Source organism: Solimonas sp. K1W22B-7, from assembly GCF_003428335.1.
GTDB lineage: Bacteria > Pseudomonadota > Gammaproteobacteria > Nevskiales > Nevskiaceae > Solimonas_A.
Map to the genome: position 1 here is coordinate 1159892 of NZ_CP031704.1, position 15600 is coordinate 1175491.

Annotated in this window: 18 protein-coding genes and 1 pseudogene; 13 read left to right on the forward strand and 6 right to left on the reverse strand. The window is 66.4% G+C overall.

Annotation, left to right across the window (positions count from 1 at the left end; translation table 11 throughout):
- Nucleotides 1-124 precede the first annotated feature (124 nt).
- A complete protein-coding gene (locus D0B54_RS05395; protein ID WP_162932232.1) occupies nucleotides 125-985 on the forward strand; it encodes an SDR family oxidoreductase in 861 nt (286 codons plus the stop codon).
- Nucleotides 986-1067: 82 nt separating this feature from the next.
- On the opposite strand, the gene D0B54_RS05400 is transcribed toward D0B54_RS05395, so the two are convergent.
- From D0B54_RS05400 to D0B54_RS05420, 5 genes are all read right to left on the reverse strand, one after another.
- Nucleotides 1068-1658, reverse strand: coding sequence for a TIGR00645 family protein (locus D0B54_RS05400; RefSeq protein WP_117289915.1), 591 nt, complete (start codon nucleotides 1656-1658; stop codon nucleotides 1068-1070).
- Nucleotides 1659-1846: 188 nt separating this feature from the next.
- Complete coding sequence (locus tag D0B54_RS05405; RefSeq protein ID WP_117289917.1) at nucleotides 1847-2410, reverse strand: NADPH-dependent FMN reductase; 564 nt, start codon at nucleotides 2408-2410, stop codon at nucleotides 1847-1849.
- 76 nt (nucleotides 2411-2486) lie between these two features.
- Nucleotides 2487-2864, reverse strand: coding sequence for a c-type cytochrome (locus D0B54_RS05410; RefSeq protein WP_117289919.1), 378 nt, complete (start codon nucleotides 2862-2864; stop codon nucleotides 2487-2489).
- The gene (locus D0B54_RS05415) at nucleotides 2861-4399 is read right to left on the reverse strand and encodes an FAD-dependent oxidoreductase (protein WP_162932233.1); all 1539 of its coding nucleotides are present in this window, start codon (nucleotides 4397-4399) and stop codon (nucleotides 2861-2863) included. The genes D0B54_RS05410 and D0B54_RS05415 overlap by 4 nt, the downstream gene beginning before the upstream one ends.
- A gap of 52 nt (nucleotides 4400-4451) precedes the next feature.
- Nucleotides 4452-4613, reverse strand: a complete 162-nt coding sequence (locus D0B54_RS05420) for a rubredoxin (RefSeq protein ID WP_117289923.1) — start codon at nucleotides 4611-4613, stop codon at nucleotides 4452-4454.
- A 181-nt stretch (nucleotides 4614-4794) separates the two neighbouring features.
- Between D0B54_RS05420 and D0B54_RS05425 the strand changes: the two genes are divergently transcribed.
- The 10 genes from D0B54_RS05425 (at nucleotide 4795) to D0B54_RS24180 (ending at nucleotide 12568) form a co-directional block, all read left to right on the forward strand.
- Nucleotides 4795-5307 (forward strand): hypothetical protein, encoded by a 513-nt coding sequence (locus tag D0B54_RS05425; protein ID WP_162932234.1) that lies wholly within the window; start codon nucleotides 4795-4797, stop codon nucleotides 5305-5307.
- Nucleotides 5300-6784 (forward strand): aldehyde dehydrogenase family protein, encoded by a 1485-nt coding sequence (locus D0B54_RS05430; protein ID WP_117289927.1) that lies wholly within the window; start codon nucleotides 5300-5302, stop codon nucleotides 6782-6784. Before D0B54_RS05425 ends, D0B54_RS05430 begins: the two co-directional genes overlap by 8 nt.
- A gap of 18 nt (nucleotides 6785-6802) precedes the next feature.
- Nucleotides 6803-7129, forward strand: a complete 327-nt coding sequence (locus D0B54_RS05435; RefSeq protein WP_117289929.1) for a 2Fe-2S iron-sulfur cluster-binding protein — start codon at nucleotides 6803-6805, stop codon at nucleotides 7127-7129.
- Between the two features lie 199 nt (nucleotides 7130-7328).
- Nucleotides 7329-8072, forward strand: a complete 744-nt coding sequence (locus tag D0B54_RS05440; protein WP_117289931.1) for an SDR family oxidoreductase — start codon at nucleotides 7329-7331, stop codon at nucleotides 8070-8072.
- Between the two features lie 314 nt (nucleotides 8073-8386).
- Nucleotides 8387-9172, forward strand: a complete 786-nt coding sequence (locus D0B54_RS05445; protein ID WP_117289932.1) for an SDR family oxidoreductase — start codon at nucleotides 8387-8389, stop codon at nucleotides 9170-9172.
- A complete protein-coding gene (locus D0B54_RS05450; protein ID WP_117289934.1) occupies nucleotides 9169-10023 on the forward strand; it encodes an NAD(P)-dependent oxidoreductase in 855 nt (284 codons plus the stop codon). The genes D0B54_RS05445 and D0B54_RS05450 overlap by 4 nt, the downstream gene beginning before the upstream one ends.
- Nucleotides 10024-10165: 142 nt before the next feature.
- Nucleotides 10166-11539, forward strand: a complete 1374-nt coding sequence (locus D0B54_RS05455) for a WS/DGAT/MGAT family O-acyltransferase (protein WP_117289935.1) — start codon at nucleotides 10166-10168, stop codon at nucleotides 11537-11539.
- Between the two features lie 170 nt (nucleotides 11540-11709).
- The gene (locus tag D0B54_RS05460) at nucleotides 11710-11964 is read left to right on the forward strand and encodes a hypothetical protein (protein WP_205527283.1); all 255 of its coding nucleotides are present in this window, start codon (nucleotides 11710-11712) and stop codon (nucleotides 11962-11964) included.
- Between the two features lie 179 nt (nucleotides 11965-12143).
- Nucleotides 12144-12371 carry a DUF6496 domain-containing protein gene (locus D0B54_RS05465; protein ID WP_117289937.1) on the forward strand — a complete coding sequence of 76 codons (228 nt, stop codon included), beginning with the start codon at nucleotides 12144-12146 and terminating at the stop codon, nucleotides 12369-12371.
- On the forward strand, nucleotides 12368-12568 hold the full coding sequence (locus D0B54_RS24180) for a hypothetical protein (protein ID WP_162932235.1): 201 nt from the start codon (nucleotides 12368-12370) through the stop codon (nucleotides 12566-12568). Before D0B54_RS05465 ends, D0B54_RS24180 begins: the two co-directional genes overlap by 4 nt.
- A 300-nt stretch (nucleotides 12569-12868) precedes the next feature.
- On the opposite strand, the gene bsrA is transcribed toward D0B54_RS24180, so the two are convergent.
- The gene (bsrA, locus tag D0B54_RS05470; RefSeq protein WP_117289939.1) at nucleotides 12869-13777 is read right to left on the reverse strand and encodes a LysR family transcriptional regulator BsrA; all 909 of its coding nucleotides are present in this window, start codon (nucleotides 13775-13777) and stop codon (nucleotides 12869-12871) included.
- Between the two features lie 186 nt (nucleotides 13778-13963).
- Between bsrA and D0B54_RS05475 the strand changes: the two are divergent.
- A pseudogene (locus tag D0B54_RS05475) lies at nucleotides 13964-14440 on the forward strand (SRPBCC family protein); the annotation flags it as partial.
- 18 nt (nucleotides 14441-14458) lie between these two features.
- Nucleotides 14459-15568 carry a DUF6670 family protein gene (locus tag D0B54_RS05480; protein ID WP_117289943.1) on the forward strand — a complete coding sequence of 370 codons (1110 nt, stop codon included), beginning with the start codon at nucleotides 14459-14461 and terminating at the stop codon, nucleotides 15566-15568.
- Nucleotides 15569-15600 lie beyond the last annotated feature (32 nt).

Consider the following 15600-nt stretch of genomic DNA (forward strand, 5'->3'; position numbering starts at 1 on the left):
ACCCGCCATGGCGGGTCACTCGGGATGACCGGCCGGTGTATCGAGGCGCGCGCCGTGGCTCGATACGCGACGCTGCGCGGCGGTACTCGCCATGAACGGATCGGCTACTGATCAGGAGTCCCCCATGCACAACAAAGTCTGCCTCGTCACCGGCGCCAGCAGCGGCATCGGCCGCGCCACCGCCAAGGCCCTGGCGGCCAAGGGTGCGGAAGTGTTCGTGCTGGTGCGCAACCGCGCCAAGGGCGAAGCCCTGCTGCAGGAGCTTTCCCGGGAAACCGGCAATAACCGCCTGCATCTGCTGGTCGGCGACCTGTCGAGCCAGCAGGACATCCGCCGCGTCGCCGCGGAGTTCCTCGCCACCGGCAAGCCGCTGCAGGTGCTGGTCAACAACGCCGGCCTGATCAACACCCGCCTGCGCCGCACACCGGACGGCATCGAGGAGATGTTCGCGGTCAACCACCTCGGTTACTTCCTGCTGACCCAGCTGCTGCGGCCTCGCCTTGTCGAAAGTGCGCCGGCGCGCATCGTCAGTGTCTCCTCGGGGGCTCACGCTTTCATCAAGCGCCTGCAGCTGGACGACCTGGCCTTCGAGCGCAGCGGCTACCGCGCCTTTCCGGCCTACGGGCATTCCAAGCTCTGCAACCTGCTGTGGAACCGCGAGCTGTCGCGGCAGCTGCAGGGCAGCGGCGTCACCGCCAACTGCCTGCACCCGGGCGCCGTCGGCACCGGGCTGGGGACGCAGAACGCGGCCTGGGCGCGCTTCGTCACCGCGCTGCTGCGGCCGTTCTTCCGCACACCGGAGCGCGGCGCGAGTTCGTCGATCCATCTCGCGACCGCGCCGGAGGTGGAGGGTGTCAGCGGCAAGTACTACTACGACTGCAGGCCGATCCGGCCCAAGCCCTGGGCCGAGGATGACGCGGCGGCAAAAGAGCTGTGGACGCTCAGCGAGAAGATGACCGGTTTGGGCGAAAGAAATCTTTTGTAGGAGCGGCTGTCAGCCGCGATCAAGGGTCGCATGGCCACCAGGCCCCGATCGCGGCTAACAGCCGCTCCTACAAAGCATCAGCTCAGTGCGCCGTCTTGTTGTTGCTCGCCGTCGCGCCCATCAGCTTGTCGGTCCAGGCAATGCCGATCGCCGAGATGATGAAGGCCATGTGGATGATGGTCTGCCACATCACGCCGGTCTCGGTCACGGTGGAACAGCGCACACCGGCGGCGGCGGTGAGGCAGGGCGGCAGGGCGCCCAGCTGGCCGGCCTCGATGAAGGTCTTCAGCAGGTGGATCGAGGAGATGCCGATGATCGCCATCGCCAGCTTGACCTTCAGCACCGAGGCGTTGACGTGGCTGAGCCATTCCGGCTGGTCCGGGTGGCCCTGCAGGTTCAGGCGCGAGACGAAGGTTTCATAGCCGCCGACGATCACCATGATCAGCAGGTTGGAGATCATCACCACATCGATCAGCGCCAGCACGATCAGCATGACCTGCTGCTCGTTGAGCTCGAAGGCGCCATGCGTCAGGTGCCAGAGTTCCTTGCAGAACAGGATGACATAGACGCCCTGTGCGACGATCAGGCCCAGGTACAGCGGCAGCTGCATCCAGCGCGAGGAGAAGATCAGGGATTGCAGCGGATTGAGCGGGGTGTGCGGTTTCGGGGACATGGGGAAATCATTCCGGGCCAGGCGGCGCGCAGGGATTCTAACAGGCCCTCCGCGGCTGTCGCATGACGGTCATTTTTTGTTCATCTCCGGAAAAATGCGTATTTGCCGGGCCTGCCGGCAACGGTCCACAGCGTTGTCCACAGGACCTGTGGATATCTGGTCGCCGTTCCGTAGGGATATCTACATCTCTATGCCGCCTGTTGCAGCGGCCGCTTGCGCCGGGCGTCGCGCAGGCTGGCGGCCCACCACTGCAGGCGCGTCAGCAGCTTACCCATGGAACGCCGTGCCCGATCCGGCGAGCGCAACTCGCCCGCGGCACTGAACTGCTCCCAGATTTCGGTGAAGCTGACGGTCTCGCGCAGACCCACGGCATCCAGCTCGGCGAACACTTGGCGCAGCTGCTCCACCGCTCGCAGGCCGCCGGAGACGCCGCCATAGGAGACGAAGGCCACCGGCTTGGCCTGCCAGGGCTCGTAGGCCGCGTCGAGCAGTTCCTTCAGCGGCGCCGGGTAGCCATGGTTGTACTCCGGTGTCACCACGATGAAGGCATCGTTGCGCGTGATGCAGGCCTCCAGGTGATCCGCATCCAGCCTGCCATCGGCGTCATGCGGCAGCCGCAGCGGGTCGATCGCCTCCAGTTCGAAGCCCGGGTGCTCGCGGACCTGCGCCGTCACCCAGTTCGCCACCGTGTCGCAGAGCCGACCCTTGCGCGTGCTGCCGTAGATCAGCCCCAGCCGTATCCTGTCGTCCATCGCCGCCGTCTCCATGGGTTGCCAACATGGAGAGCGATGCTAATACCTCAAGCTAAGTTGAGGTCAAGCGCTTTCCTCAATCCCTGAACTGCTTCAGGTAGGCGATGATGTCGGCACGCTGCTGCGGCGTGGTCTCGAACACCACCATTGTGCTGTTGGGCAGGAACTTGCCCTGGTTGGCCAGCCAGAAGTCGAGCAGCTCCGGTGTCCAGTCGAAGCCGGCCTTCTTCATTTCATCCGAATAATAGGCATAGCTCGGCAGCGAGCCGGCCTTGCGGCCGAAGATGCCGTAGAGGTTGGGGCCGTTGTGGTCGCCGTAGGTCTTCTCGGGGTAATGGCAGGTACGGCACTGGCCGAACGTCAGGCGGCCACGCTCGGCGTCGCCCTGCGGCGGTTCGGCGGCGGCGGTGGCGGACAGACCCAGCAGTGCGGCGGCAGCAAGGATGCGCTTCATGCTTTCCTCCCGGCGGCGTGGCGCGCCGCGCGGCGGCCGAAGAAGGTGCCGTCGCCGATCGACACACCGCTGCCGATGTAGGGCGCCACCGGCAGGCCGGCGGAAGTGCGGCCGCTGGCATAGAGGCCGGGGATGGGATCGCCCCAGGCATTGATCACCTGGGCCTCGGTATTGGTCTGCAGGCCGCCGAAGGTGTGCACCGGCATGAAGGTGTTCTTCAGGCCGACGTCGTAGGCGACGAAGGGCGCGTCCTTCAGCGGCGCCAGGTATTTCTCCGCCTTGTGCAGCAACGGATCGCGCTGGTCCTTCGCGTGGCGGTTGTAGTAGTCCACGGTCTGCACCAGCGCGCCCTCGGGCAGCCTCAGCTTGCCTTCGAGTTCGGCGATGGTCGGTGCTTCGGCCGCGACGTTGAAGCGGAAGTCCTTCCAGGCGAAGGCATGGGCCTTGTCGACGATCATGTACGCCACGCCGTCGTCCTGCTTGAAGGCGATCTCATGACCCACCAGGCCGTAGTAGCCGTCCTCCGGCACGAAGCGCTGCGCACGCGAGTTCACCAGGATGCCGTTGAGGATGGTCTCAGGCGGGTACATCGGCAGGATCACGAAGCCGTGGTGCATGCGCTGCACCGCGCCGCCCACCGCCATGCCCATGAGGATGCCCTGGCCGAGGTCGCCGGCACGTCCCCAGGGCACCGAGCAGCGTGCCAGTTCGGGGGCGAAGCGCTCCAGCATCGCGCGGTTGTGGATGAAGCCGCCGGCGGCCAGCAACACGCCGCGGCGCGCGCGGATGTTGAGCGGCTTGCCGTTCTCGTCGGTCACCACCGCGCCGGAGATGCTGCCGTCGCTTTCCACGATCAGGCGCTCGGCGGAACTGCGCAGCTTCAGCTGCGCGCCGGCATCCACCGCGGCCCTGGTCAGGGCCTTCATCAGGTCGCGGCCGCCGATCAGGTGCGGCGAGGGCGGTACGTGGCCGCGCGGCGCCGGCTTTGCGACCTCGCGATAGGGATGCACCAGTTCGCTGCCGCAGTAGTACAGCGAGCCGTCGGGGATCGAGATCTCTTTTTCCGCGGAGAACTTCTGCGCGTAGTGCACGCCGTTCTCGACCAGCCAGTCGAAGTGCGCGACGCTGCCTTCGCAATACAGGCGGATCTTGCGCTCGTCCGCGTACAGGCCGCTGGCCGCCATCATGTAGCGGTACATGTCGTCCACAGTGTCGGTGAAGCCCAGCGCCTTCTGCAGCGCCGTGCCGCCGCCCAGGTAGCAGACGCCGCCGGACAGGCTCGAGGAGCCACCGGGCACATGGAACTTTTCCAGCACCATCGTGGAGATGCCGGCGCGGCGTGCCTCCAGCGCCGCGGAGATGCCGCCGGCACCGGAGCCCATCACCAGCAGGTCGGTGCTGGCGTCCCAGCGGCGCACGTCCTTGCGCGGCTTGGGGGTGGCCGCCTCGGCGCCAAAGGCGGCCGCGCCGGCGGCCGCCATGCCCAGTTGCTTCAGGAAACCGCGGCGGCCGTGGTCGGCCTTGCTCTCGCCCATGCTTTCTCCTCGCAGGTGCTGGTACAGCGGGGGCGGCCGGTGGCCGCCCCGGTCAGCCAATTTTCTCGAAGGTGTCCTTGGTCGCCCCGCAGTCCGGGCAGGTCCAGTCGTCCGGAACGTCTTCCCAGCGCGTGCCGGCGGCGATGCCATGCTCCGGGTCGCCCTTCGCTTCGTCGTAAACCATGCCGCAAATCGTGCATTCCCACTTCGCCACTGCCGTTCTCCCGGAACTGATGCGATGGCGCGAGTGTGGGGGGAACACCGCCCGTCAGGTATCGCCCATTCGGCGTATTGAGGCGCCGGGAGCCCTCCGATAGTCTGCATAAACATTTTGAGAGCAATGTTTATAGGCGCCGGCCACGACCGCGCCGCCAGGACCGGAGGAGGCAGGGACCATGTTGCGAATGCTGGACCGGGTGCTGATGGCGCTGTTCGCCTTCGCCGCGTTCACGGCGCTGGTCTACATGCCGCTGTTCCTGCTCGGCTGCGGCTGGGAGGGGCTGGCGCAGGGGCCGCAGGGCGAGTGCTCGGACAGCGTCATCGGCCGCGCCTGGCTGGGCTATGTCGAGGTGGAGCCGGTCTATGCCCGGGCGCCGCTGTGGCTGCGCCTGCTCAATGAGTTCGATACCTGGTTCTTCGGCTGGTTCTACCTGCTGTCGCTGGCCGTATTCGCCCGCGGTCGCCAGGAGAGTCCGCGCTACCGGGCGCTGGCCACCTTCATGTCCGGGATGATGGCCTACGCGATGTTCTTCTATCTCACCCAGGCGACGCTGAGCTGGCCAGCCAGCGGCGCGAAGCTGGGCCAGGTCTACACCTACAACGGCCTGTGGCTGCTGCTGTTCACGCTGCTGCTGGCACGCCTTTACCTGTTCCGGCCACCGCCGGCCTTGGAGACTGCACATGGGTAGTTCTGAAAACACCGCCGGCATCGGCGAGCCGCGGTTGCTGATCGACGGCAAGCTGGTGGAAGCGAAGTCCGGCAAGCGCTACGCCAACATCAATCCCGCCACCGGCGAGGTGATCGGCCACGTCGCCGACGCCGGGCTGGACGACGCCGAGGCCGCGATCGCCGCCGCGCGCCGCGCCTTCGACACCAGCGACTGGTCCACCAACCGCGCGCTGCGCAAGAGGTGCCTGACGCAGTTGCGCGACGGCCTGCGTGCAGAGGCCGAGACGCTGCGCGCACAGGCCGTCGCAGAGGTCGGCGCGCCGATGGCGATCACCGCGAACGGTCCCCAGGGTGATGGCCCCATCGGCATCCTCGACTACGTCATCGAGCTGCTCGACCGCTACGACTGGGAGCAGGAGCTGCCGGTCACCAACACCATGGGCGTGCCGAGCAAGCGCCTGGTGTGGAAGGAAGCCGGCGGCGTGGTTGCCGCGATCTCGCCCTGGAACTTCCCGTTCCAGATCAACATGGCCAAGGTCGCGCCGGCGCTGGCCGCCGGCTGCACCGTGGTGCTGAAGTCGGCGCCCGACACACCCTGGACCGCGACCATCATCGGCAAGGTGGTGGCCGAGAAGACCGACATCCCGCCCGGCGTCTTCAACGTGCTGACGTCCTCGGACCCTGCCGCCATCGGCGAGAAGCTGGTGGCCGATCCGCGCATCGACATCGTCTCCTTCACCGGCTCCACGCAGACCGGCCGCCGCATCATGGCCAGCGCCGCCGGCACCCTGAAGCGAGTGTTCCTGGAACTGGGCGGCAAGTCCGCCAACATCATCCTCGATGACGCCGACTTCAGCACCGCGCTGCTGTCGGGCCTGGCGGTCTGCTACCACGCCGGCCAGGGCTGCGCCATCACCACGCGCATCCTGCTGCCGGAATCGCGCTACGAGGAAGGCGTGCAGACCCTGAAAGCGATGTTCGGCTACGTGCAGCCGGGCGACCAGTTCCGCGAACAGCAGATCATGGGCCCGCTGATCAGCGCGAAGCAGCAGCAGCGCGTGCTGGACTACATCGAGACCGGCAAGCGCGAGGGCGCGCGCCTGGTCTGCGGTGGCGGCAAGCCGGCGGGGCTGGACCAGGGCTACTTCGTGGAACCCACGCTGTTCGCCGACGTGACCAACGACATGCGCATCGCCCAGGAGGAGATCTTCGGCCCCGTGCTGGTCGCCATCTCCTACAAGGACGACGAGGACGCCGCGCGCATCGCCAACGACTCCATCTACGGCCTGTCGGGCTCGATCTACTCCGCCGATCCGCAGCGCGCGCTGCGCCTGGCGCGCAAGATCCGCACCGGCACCCTGAACGTCAACGGCGCCAACTTCTTCGCCCCGGACTCGCCCTTCGGCGGCTACAAGCAGAGCGGCATCGGCCGCGAGATGGGCGTGCAGGGTTTCGAGGAATACCTCGAGACCAAGACCGTCGCGATTCCCGCCTGATTCACCAGAGAACACATCATGGTCGCAGTCACATTCATCGAGCACAACGGCACGGCGCATACCGTCGACGTGGACCCGCACATGAACCTGATGGAGGGCGCCACGCTGAACATGGTGCCCGGCGTCATCGGCATGTGCGGCGGCATCTGCTCCTGCTCCACCTGCCACTGCTACATCCCGCCGGAGTGGCAGGACAAGCTGCCGGAGCCCGCGGCGGGCGAGCTGGGCACGCTGGAGTCGGTCACGCACCGCCAGCCCAACAGCCGCCTGGGTTGCCAGGTCACGGTCACCGAGGAGATGCAGGGCATCACCGTGCACCTGCCGGCGGACCAGGCGGGTAGCTGAAGAGATTCTGTTCCCTCTCCCGCTTGCGGGAGAGGGGCAGGCGAGGGCATGGATGCCCGAGGTAGGGCAATGCATGGAGCAATTGCCGAGGAGAGGGTTTCTGTAACGCCATCAAGTTCTACAGAACCCCTCTCCCGCCCTTCGGGCACCCTCTCCCGCAAGCGGGAGAGGGGACAGAAAAAACATCCAGGAGAATCACATGAGCTTCAAAGACAAAGTCGCCATCATCACCGGTGCCGGCCAGGGCATCGGCGAAGGCTATGCCAAGGAACTCGCCGCACGCGGCTGTAAGGTCGTGGTCGCCGACATCAACGCCGCCCAGGGCCAGCGCGTGGTCGAGGAGATCGGCAAGGCCGGCGGCACCGCCATCTTCGCCCCGGTGGACGTCTCCAGCGAAGTCTCCGCCGCCACCCTGGTCAAGGACGTGGCCCAGCGCTGGGGCGAGATCCACTACCTGGTCAACAACGCCGCAATGTTCGGCAACCTCGACTTCAACCCGCTGATGACGGTGGACCTGGCCTATCTCAACAAGGTCATCGCCGTGAACATGCTCGGCGCCGTGGTCATGACCCGCGCCGCCGCGCCGCACATGCCCAAGGGCGGTGTGATCGTCAACCAGTCCTCCACCGCGGCCTGGATGCACTACGACTACTACTCCTTCACCAAGCTGGCGATCAATGGCATCACCTGCGTGCTGGCGCGCGAGCTGGGTCCGCGCGGCATCCGCGTCAACGGCATCGCCCCCGGCCCCACGGATACCCCGGCGCTGCGCGCCAAGGTGCCGGAGGAATACCTGCAGGGCATGATCTCGCAGATGCCCCTGGGGCGCCTGGGCACGCCGGAAGACCTGGCCAAGGCCCTGGCCTACCTGCTGTCGGACGACGCCAGCTGGGTCACCGGCGTGATCCTCAATGTCGACGGCGGCTCGCTGATGCGGGCCTAGGGTCTGTCACCAATTCCCCGATCGCTGTGATGCCCCCGCATTTGCGGCCACGCAGAGTTCGAGACGGGTGTTTGGTGGGCTGGAATGAACAACAAGTCGCACATCATGGCCACAAATGCGGGCGCACCCAAAGGGCGGGACCGCTTTGGCGCATGGCGGCGTCCCGAGTCGCTTATGTACGCTCAGTACACCGCGCGCCTCGGGACATTGCCCTGCACCAAAGCGGCCTCCGTCACAGCGACCAGGGAACTGGCGACAGATCCTAGCGCCTCCGCGGTGAATCGGTGAATATTGCTACTGGGGAGAAAACAAGAATGCAATCGAAAGTGAAGGGCCAGGTGATCGTGGTCACCGGCGCCTCCAAGGGCATCGGCTTTGCCACCGCCCAGGTGCTGGCGTCGCGCGGCGCCAGGGTGGCGCTGCTGGCGCGGGGCGAAGCCGGGCTGCAAGAGGCCGCAGCGCAGCTGCCGGCGGACCAGGTGTTCACCGCCGCGGTCGACGTCTGCGACAAGGCCGGCGTGGAAAAGGCACTGGACGCGGTGATCGCGAAGTGGGGCCGCATCGACGGCATCATCAACAACGCCGGCTTCCAGTTCGCGCGCCGCATCGAGCTGATGCCCGAGGCGGAAGTGCGCAAGATGGTCGACGTGAACTTCCTCGCCACCGTGTTCGCCTGCCAGCTGGCGATCCCGCGCCTGCGCAAGACCGGCGGCGGCCGCATCGTCAACATCTCTTCCGCCACCGTGCGCCACGACAACGAGTTCGCGCACCTGGCGCTGTACTCGGCCTCCAAGGCGGCGATGGACAAGTTCAGCCAGGAGCTGCGCGAGGAAGTGAAGAAGGACGGCGTCCTGGTGACGGTGTTCAGCCCCGGCGCGGTAGCCACCGGCAGCATCGCCAATTTCGATCCGGCCGCGTTGCCCGAGGCCATGGGCGCCTGGCTGGAGAAAGGCCCGAAGTTCGACGGCATGACCACCGCCGACGTCATCGGCGAGGCCATCGCCGGCTGCTTCGAATTCCCTGCCGGCGTCGCCGTGGAATTCATGGAAGTGCGGCCGCAGATGCTTACGCCCAAGCTGCTGGAGAACGAAGTCAAATGAGCGTCGGGTTCATCGGCCTCGGCAACATCGGCAAGCCCATCGCCAAGCACCTGCTGAAGCTGGGCGAGCCGGTCTGGGTGCACGACGTTGCCGTGGGCCCGGTGGCCGAACTGGTGGAGCTGGGCGCGCGCCGCGCCAGCACGGCGTCGGAGCTGGCGCGCGAATGCCGCCACATCGGCATCTGCGTGCGCGACACCATCGACGTGGAGCAGCTGCTCTACGGCTGTGCCGGCAGCGGCCGCGGCCTGCTGGAGCAGGCGCAACCCGACAGCGTGATCGCGGTGCACAGCACCGTCACCCACGAGGCGATGATGCGCTGGGCGCGGCATGCCACGATGCGCGGCATCCACCTGGTGGATGCGCCGATCACCGGCGGTGCCAGCGGCGCCGAAGACGCGCGCCTGTGCTACATGGTCGGCGCCAGTGACGAGCTGTTCGAACGCTGCAAGCCGGTATTCGCCACCTCCAGCAACAAGCAGGTCCACGCCGGCGACACCGGTGCCGGCATCACGCTGAAGCTGTGCAACAACATCATGACCTATGCCGCCTTCGCAGCCATCGACGAGGCCTCGCGGCTGGCGCGGGCCGGCGGCCTGACGGTGGAAATGCTGATCGAGGTCGGCCGCGCCAACGGCGTGGTGACGCCGCAGATGGAAGCCTTCCTGGCCAACCGCGACGGCATGGCGGCCCGCGGCCCGGAGATGCTGGAAAAGGCCTTCGGCCTGTTCGGCGCGCTGGGCCGCAAGGACCTGACGGCGGCGCTGGAAAGCGCCGACAAGCTGGGCGTGAGCATGGTGGCCAGCGAGCGGGTGCGCGACATCATCGAGGACGTGTTCCTGGCCAAGCGTTAGGGCCTGTCGTTCTCAAATCAGGCCACACCGCCGCGTACTAAACGCGTGGTCAGTTATTCGTCATGGCGCGTGCACCATAAGGTGGCATTCTTGGCTCGCCATTTGCGAGGGCTTCGCCCAAACAAAAGCGAGGAGAGCTCAAGTGCAGCGCCTGTCACCCACCGATACCGCCTTCCTGCTGATGGAGCGCCGGCACATGCCGCTGCACGTCGGCGGCCTGATGATGCTCAAGCCGCCGGAGGGCGCGCCGCCGGACTTCGCGGCGCAGCTGGCGCAGCGGCTGCTGCAGTCGGCGCAGGCCGCCAAGCCTTTCAACCTGCGGCCGATGAGCCGCTTCGGGCTGGCCTTCTGGGAGAGCGATTCCACCTTCGACATCAACCAGCACCTGGTGCACCTGGCCCTGCCCAAGCCGGGCCGCATCCGTGAGCTGCTGGCGATGTGTTCGCGCGTACATGCCCAGCATCTCGACCGTGCCTACCCGCTGTGGCGCATGTACCTGATCGAGGGCCTCGAGGATGGGCGCATCGCCGTGTTCTTCAAGATCCACCACTCGGTGGTGGACGGCGTGGCGGCCATGCGACTGATCATGAAGTCGATGTCGGAAGACCCGCTGGAATCGGCGCGCATGCCGCCCACCTGGGAGATGGCGCCGCGCCGGCGCGAGCCCGCCATGCCCGTGTCCGGCGTCGCCACCAGCCCGCTGGGCGTGCTGTCGGGCCTGAGCCGCGGTGGCCTGTCGGCGGTGCCCAATGTCTTCAACCACCTCAAGCAGACCTGGCAGGACCGTCGCCACGGCAACCCCGACGTGGTCACCAGCACCCAGGCGCCGCGCTGCCTGCTCAACCAGCCGATCACCGCCTCCCGGCGCTTTGCCGCGCAGTCCTATGCCACGCCGCGCTTCCGCAACGTGGCGGCGGCGATGGGCGGCACCATCAACGACGTGGTGCTGGCGGTCTGCTCCGCCGCGCTGCGCAGCTACCTGCTGGAGATGGATGCGCTGCCGGAGCAGCCGCTGGTCGCGGTGGTGCCGGTCTCGATCCGCCGCGACGACGGCGATTCCGGCAACGAGATCGCCTTCGCCATGGTCAACCTCGCCACGCACCTGTCCGATCCGCTGGATCGCCTGCAGGCGATCAAGGCCTGCATGGACTACAGCAAGGCCCGCTTCAAGCAGCTCAGCCCCGCCGAGCTGCAGGCCTACGCCGTGGCGCAGATGGTGCCGGGCGCGCTGAGCATGCTCTCCGGCCTGTCGCGCGAGCGCGTGCCCGCGAACCTGGTGATCTCGCATGTGCCCGGACCGCGCCAGGACATGTACTGGCAGGGCTGCAAGCTCGACGGCATGTATCCGGCCTCGCTGATCATCGACGGCTTCGCCTTCAACATCACCGTCATCAGCCGCCACGACTTCGTCGATTTCGGCCTGATCGGCTGCCGCCGCACCCTGCCGAGCCTGCAGCGCATCCTCGACCACATCGAGGACGGCCTGGCGGAGCTGGAAGAGGCGGTCGCGGCCTGATTGCGGTCATTGCTGCCGGCGGCTCGGGCGGCGGCTTGCAGCGGCTGGCAGATTGCAAGGGTATCGGGCATCGCCGTTGCGCGATGCACGGTATCGCCGCCTGAACTCGCTTTCTCGAAGGGGGTCGGAGTAGTGCGGCAAGCCTGTCGCGACTCAAGGATGAGAACCCCATGGCCCATCAACAGAATCTCGGCCCCGGCGCGAGCAAGATCGAACTCGAGCGCCGCCTGGATGCCAATGCCGACCTGACGGAAAAGCATGGCGCGGCCAAGCCGGCGCAGCGCAGCAAGCAGGAGGCGGCGCGCAAGGGCGGCAGGGCCGACGCGCTCGACGACGCGCTCGACGACGCGCTCGACGACAGCTTCCCGGCCTCCGATCCGCCGGCGCGCGTCAGCCCGACCCGCACCGGTCCCGGCAAGCATTGATCCGCTGCCGGCCCCGCCCCGCCAGGATGGCGGCGTCCGCCGGCTGGTCATGGAGCATGGCTGTGGCTGGACCCGCAGCGGCGCTTTGCCCTCATGGGCTTCGTCGCCGGGTAGCCCGGGAACGCCGCTCGTTCCCGTCACCAGAGGCCGCGGCTTGCGGCCAGCCAAAGGAGAAGAACATGGCAGCAACGAAGAAACCCACCGGCAAGCGCCGCTACGGCAAGGCGGCTTCGAAGGCCGTCGCCAGCGCCATGCGCCGACGCAAGCGCGGCACGCTCAGGAGCGGTCCGGGCGGCAAGGGCGGCATCGTGCGCAGCCGCCGCCAGGCCATCGCCATCGGCCTGTCCGAGGCGCGAAAGAAGGGCGCAAAGGTGCCGGAGAAGCCTGCTGCCGGAGGTTTGCGATGAGGCGCGAACGTGTGCGCGGCGCGCATCCCTATTCGCGCGAGCGGCGTCGCGATTCCGCTGCTGCGCCGCGGGATTTCGAGCGCGACCGGCAAGGTCCGGTGAGGGCGGCAGATACCCGCTTCATGGAGCCGGCGGCTGCGGCGGAAGCCCTGGCGCGACAGCGTTCATCTCTGGAATCACCATCGGACAAGCGCTGACGCCGCACCCACCAACCGAACCGTTCATCCCGAGTGCCGCGTAGCGGTGTATCGAGGGACGTGCCACGCCCTTTAGTGCGCTCCCCTTGGTGAGATCGTAGGAGCGAGCTTGCTCGCGACCTGGTTGCTGATCCGGGCGTCCTTGGGTTCGGTGGTGCCGGCGACTACGCCGGTCAGAAGCCGTGGTTCCCTAGAGGTTTATTTCGCCCAAGGGCGAGTTACTTCTCTTTGATATACGTCAAAGAGGGTGTTTCCAAATTAGTGCCACCATCGATCAAATTGACACTGAAAGCCCCGGCTTCAGATCAATGCCGCCACCTGAGTGATCTGCTCCCGCAGCCAGCGCAAGCCGACCGCCAACTCCTGTTGTTTGTGCCAGATCAGGCTGACCTGCACCCCCGGCATCTCCACGGGCAGGGCGGAGATCTGCAAGGCATAGAGCCTGGCAAAATGCTCAGCCATCGGGCGCGGCACCGTCCCGAGCAGATCGGACTGCGCCACGATGGCCGGGATGGTCAGGAAATGCGGTACGTAGACCTGCACCCGGCGACGGATTCTCGATGAGCCCAACACGATCTCCAGCGGCGAGCCACGGTTGGCTCGCGTGAGCAGCGAGACATGCGCACTGTCCTCGTAGCCCTTCCGGGTCAGCCCGCCGTCGAACGCCAGGTGCCCGGCACGCCCAATGACCACCAACTGCTCCTCCATCAGCGACTGATACCGCAGGTCGGCATTGTCGAAATGCAGGTAGTCCAGGGCCAGGTCCAGCTCCCCTCGTTCCAGCCGCTTCGGCAGGGAGTCCGCGTCATCGGGGGACACCGATAACACGACCCGTGGCGCCTGCTCCTGGAGCCGTGCCAGCAGGCCCGGCAACAAGCGGGTCTGCGCGTAGTCGTTCATCGACAAGCGGAAGACGTGTTCGGCCTGCGGATCAAAGGTCGCCTGTGGTCCCAGCCCGACCTGCAGCAGATGCAGGGCCTGACGCACCGGGCCGTACAGCGCCTGGGCCTGCGGAGTCGGCACCATGCCGCGCGCCGTGCGCTGGAACAGCGGCTCGCCCAGTTGTTGACGCAAACGGGCCAGGGCGTTGCTCACTGCAGGCTGGCTCATATGCAGCCTCTTGGCGGCCCGCGACAGGTTCTGCTCCTGCATCAGGGCGTCGAACACGAGCAGCAGATTCAGATCCAACTGGCGCAAATTCTGGATCATGAATAATCCCCATAACAAATATCAATTAGATAAATAATCCTTCGCTGAGTAACCTGACGTCAACGTGACAGTGATCAATGGTATCGACGTGCTCCTGCGATTCGCCTTTCCTGCGACCCCTCGTGCCGGCATGCACCCGCGCTACAAGGTCTGGCCGCGTTTCGGCCACCACAAACACCAGGCGGCTCAACCATGACGGTCATGCGGCACCACATTGAAATCGCGCGAGCGCCGGAGCAGGTGCTGGCCTACGCGGCTTCGGCTACGCGCTGGCCGGAATGGCATCCCTCCTCGCTATCGGTAGACGGACCCGCTGGCCCACTGCCCGCAGGCACTTGCTTCGAGGAGGACATAGAGGCTGGCGGACGCCCCGGGCACCTGCACTGGGAGGTCATCGAATACATCCCCGGCCAACGTTGGCAGGCGCGGGCGCAAGGCAACCGCCACGGGCTCACGCTGCAGCTCACCTATGAATGCCATGCCACCGCCGGCGGCACGCAGTTTGTGCGCACGCTGGAATACCGGATGTCGGGCCTGCTGATGCAGTGGACGAATCATCTGCTCCTGAAAAGGCGCATTGCACGTGAATCGGAAGCCTCCCTGCGGAATCTGGGCGCCAGGGCCGAACAGCTCCTTGCGCCAGCGGCAACCGACTTCGCATAAGACTCAGGAGATTCCCCTATGAACCAGCATCCCCTACCTCCGGCCGGCACCAACGCGGCCATGTCATGGCTTTCCCGCTTCGTGACCGGCGTCGTATTGCCCCTCCTGGACAGTGCCGTCGAGGCGTCCGGGAAGCCCTTTCGCCAGCCGGAGATGATGCGTCCGAACACGGGGTCAAAACGCTATGGCATGACCCATTTCGGCGTCTTCCTGCCCGGCCTTCCGGCGCCGCACAAGTACTGCAACATCATGACCATGCTGGGCACGCCCGGCGCCGTGATGTTCGACAACGACTATCTGATCAGGGGGCATCCGCGCGACACCGCGACCTTCCTGTCCTCGACGGCCGCGGATTCGGCACATCACTACCGTGCCTATTCGATCGCGAGGGAGTGCCAGACCCGCGAGGACGGCTCGCTGGTGGCATTTGGCGACGACCTGGAAATCAGCGGCGTCTATCCCCGCTATCAGGTCAGGGTCGCCTACGGGGATTTCCGCTTGGACATCACCGTGGAATGCACCGATACGGTGTCATGGTTCGTGCGCAACGCCGTCTATGATCATCTCAGCCTGCTGGCCAGGTGTTCCGGCGAGATCACGCATGCCGGCAAGACGACACCGATCGACAGCCTCTGCACCTTCGAATATGCCCGCAGCGCCAGCCCGCACGTGCTGATCGATCGGGTGCTTCCCGAGCGCTGGAAGCTGCCCGCGGACTTCTTCACCTACCAGATCATTAATCTCGACGAATCCACGCAATTGCTCCTGACCGATGTGCGCGCGCTCGGCAAGACCGGTTTCAAGGGCGTCCACGTCCGCGCGCTGAAAGGTGACGCGGAGGTGTATGTGCGGGACGTCATATTCCAGGTGACGGAGTATCAGGACGATCTCGCGATCGCACCGGATGGCAGGACCATGCGCCTGCCGAAAACCTTCTCCTGGAGCGTGCGCGAGGGCGGTGAACCCGTGCTGGATATCCGCTGCACGATCGACAGCCCCTGGCGTTTCGGGCATGGCCGCGGCTACGTCGCCTGCTATCGCTTTGAAGGCCAGTTCCGCCAACGGGCGCACGCGGGCGCGGGTTACATCGAGTACATCGACTGCGAAACCGTCAGTCGCAGCGAGTGATCGACGCCCGCTGAACGCCCCACTGGAGATAT

What these genes read in the sequence shown, in the direction of transcription:
- D0B54_RS05395 (WP_162932232.1), top strand. Translation starts at nt 125, where the DNA reads ATGCACAACAAAGTCTGCCTCGTCACCGGCGCCAGCAGCGGCATCGGC.
- D0B54_RS05400 (WP_117289915.1), bottom strand. Translation starts at nt 1,658, where the DNA reads ATGTCCCCGAAACCGCACACCCCGCTCAATCCGCTGCAATCCCTGATC.
- D0B54_RS05405 (WP_117289917.1), bottom strand. Translation starts at nt 2,410, where the DNA reads ATGGACGACAGGATACGGCTGGGGCTGATCTACGGCAGCACGCGCAAG.
- D0B54_RS05410 (WP_117289919.1), bottom strand. Translation starts at nt 2,864, where the DNA reads ATGAAGCGCATCCTTGCTGCCGCCGCACTGCTGGGTCTGTCCGCCACC.
- D0B54_RS05415 (WP_162932233.1), bottom strand. Translation starts at nt 4,399, where the DNA reads ATGGGCGAGAGCAAGGCCGACCACGGCCGCCGCGGTTTCCTGAAGCAA.
- D0B54_RS05425 (WP_162932234.1), top strand. Translation starts at nt 4,795, where the DNA reads ATGTTGCGAATGCTGGACCGGGTGCTGATGGCGCTGTTCGCCTTCGCC.
- D0B54_RS05430 (WP_117289927.1), top strand. Translation starts at nt 5,300, where the DNA reads ATGGGTAGTTCTGAAAACACCGCCGGCATCGGCGAGCCGCGGTTGCTG.
- D0B54_RS05435 (WP_117289929.1), top strand. Translation starts at nt 6,803, where the DNA reads ATGGTCGCAGTCACATTCATCGAGCACAACGGCACGGCGCATACCGTC.
- D0B54_RS05440 (WP_117289931.1), top strand. Translation starts at nt 7,329, where the DNA reads ATGAGCTTCAAAGACAAAGTCGCCATCATCACCGGTGCCGGCCAGGGC.
- D0B54_RS05445 (WP_117289932.1), top strand. Translation starts at nt 8,387, where the DNA reads ATGCAATCGAAAGTGAAGGGCCAGGTGATCGTGGTCACCGGCGCCTCC.
- D0B54_RS05450 (WP_117289934.1), top strand. Translation starts at nt 9,169, where the DNA reads ATGAGCGTCGGGTTCATCGGCCTCGGCAACATCGGCAAGCCCATCGCC.
- D0B54_RS05460 (WP_205527283.1), top strand. Translation starts at nt 11,710, where the DNA reads ATGGCCCATCAACAGAATCTCGGCCCCGGCGCGAGCAAGATCGAACTC.
- D0B54_RS05465 (WP_117289937.1), top strand. Translation starts at nt 12,144, where the DNA reads ATGGCAGCAACGAAGAAACCCACCGGCAAGCGCCGCTACGGCAAGGCG.
- D0B54_RS24180 (WP_162932235.1), top strand. Translation starts at nt 12,368, where the DNA reads ATGAGGCGCGAACGTGTGCGCGGCGCGCATCCCTATTCGCGCGAGCGG.
- bsrA (WP_117289939.1), bottom strand. Translation starts at nt 13,777, where the DNA reads ATGATCCAGAATTTGCGCCAGTTGGATCTGAATCTGCTGCTCGTGTTC.
- D0B54_RS05480 (WP_117289943.1), top strand. Translation starts at nt 14,459, where the DNA reads ATGAACCAGCATCCCCTACCTCCGGCCGGCACCAACGCGGCCATGTCA.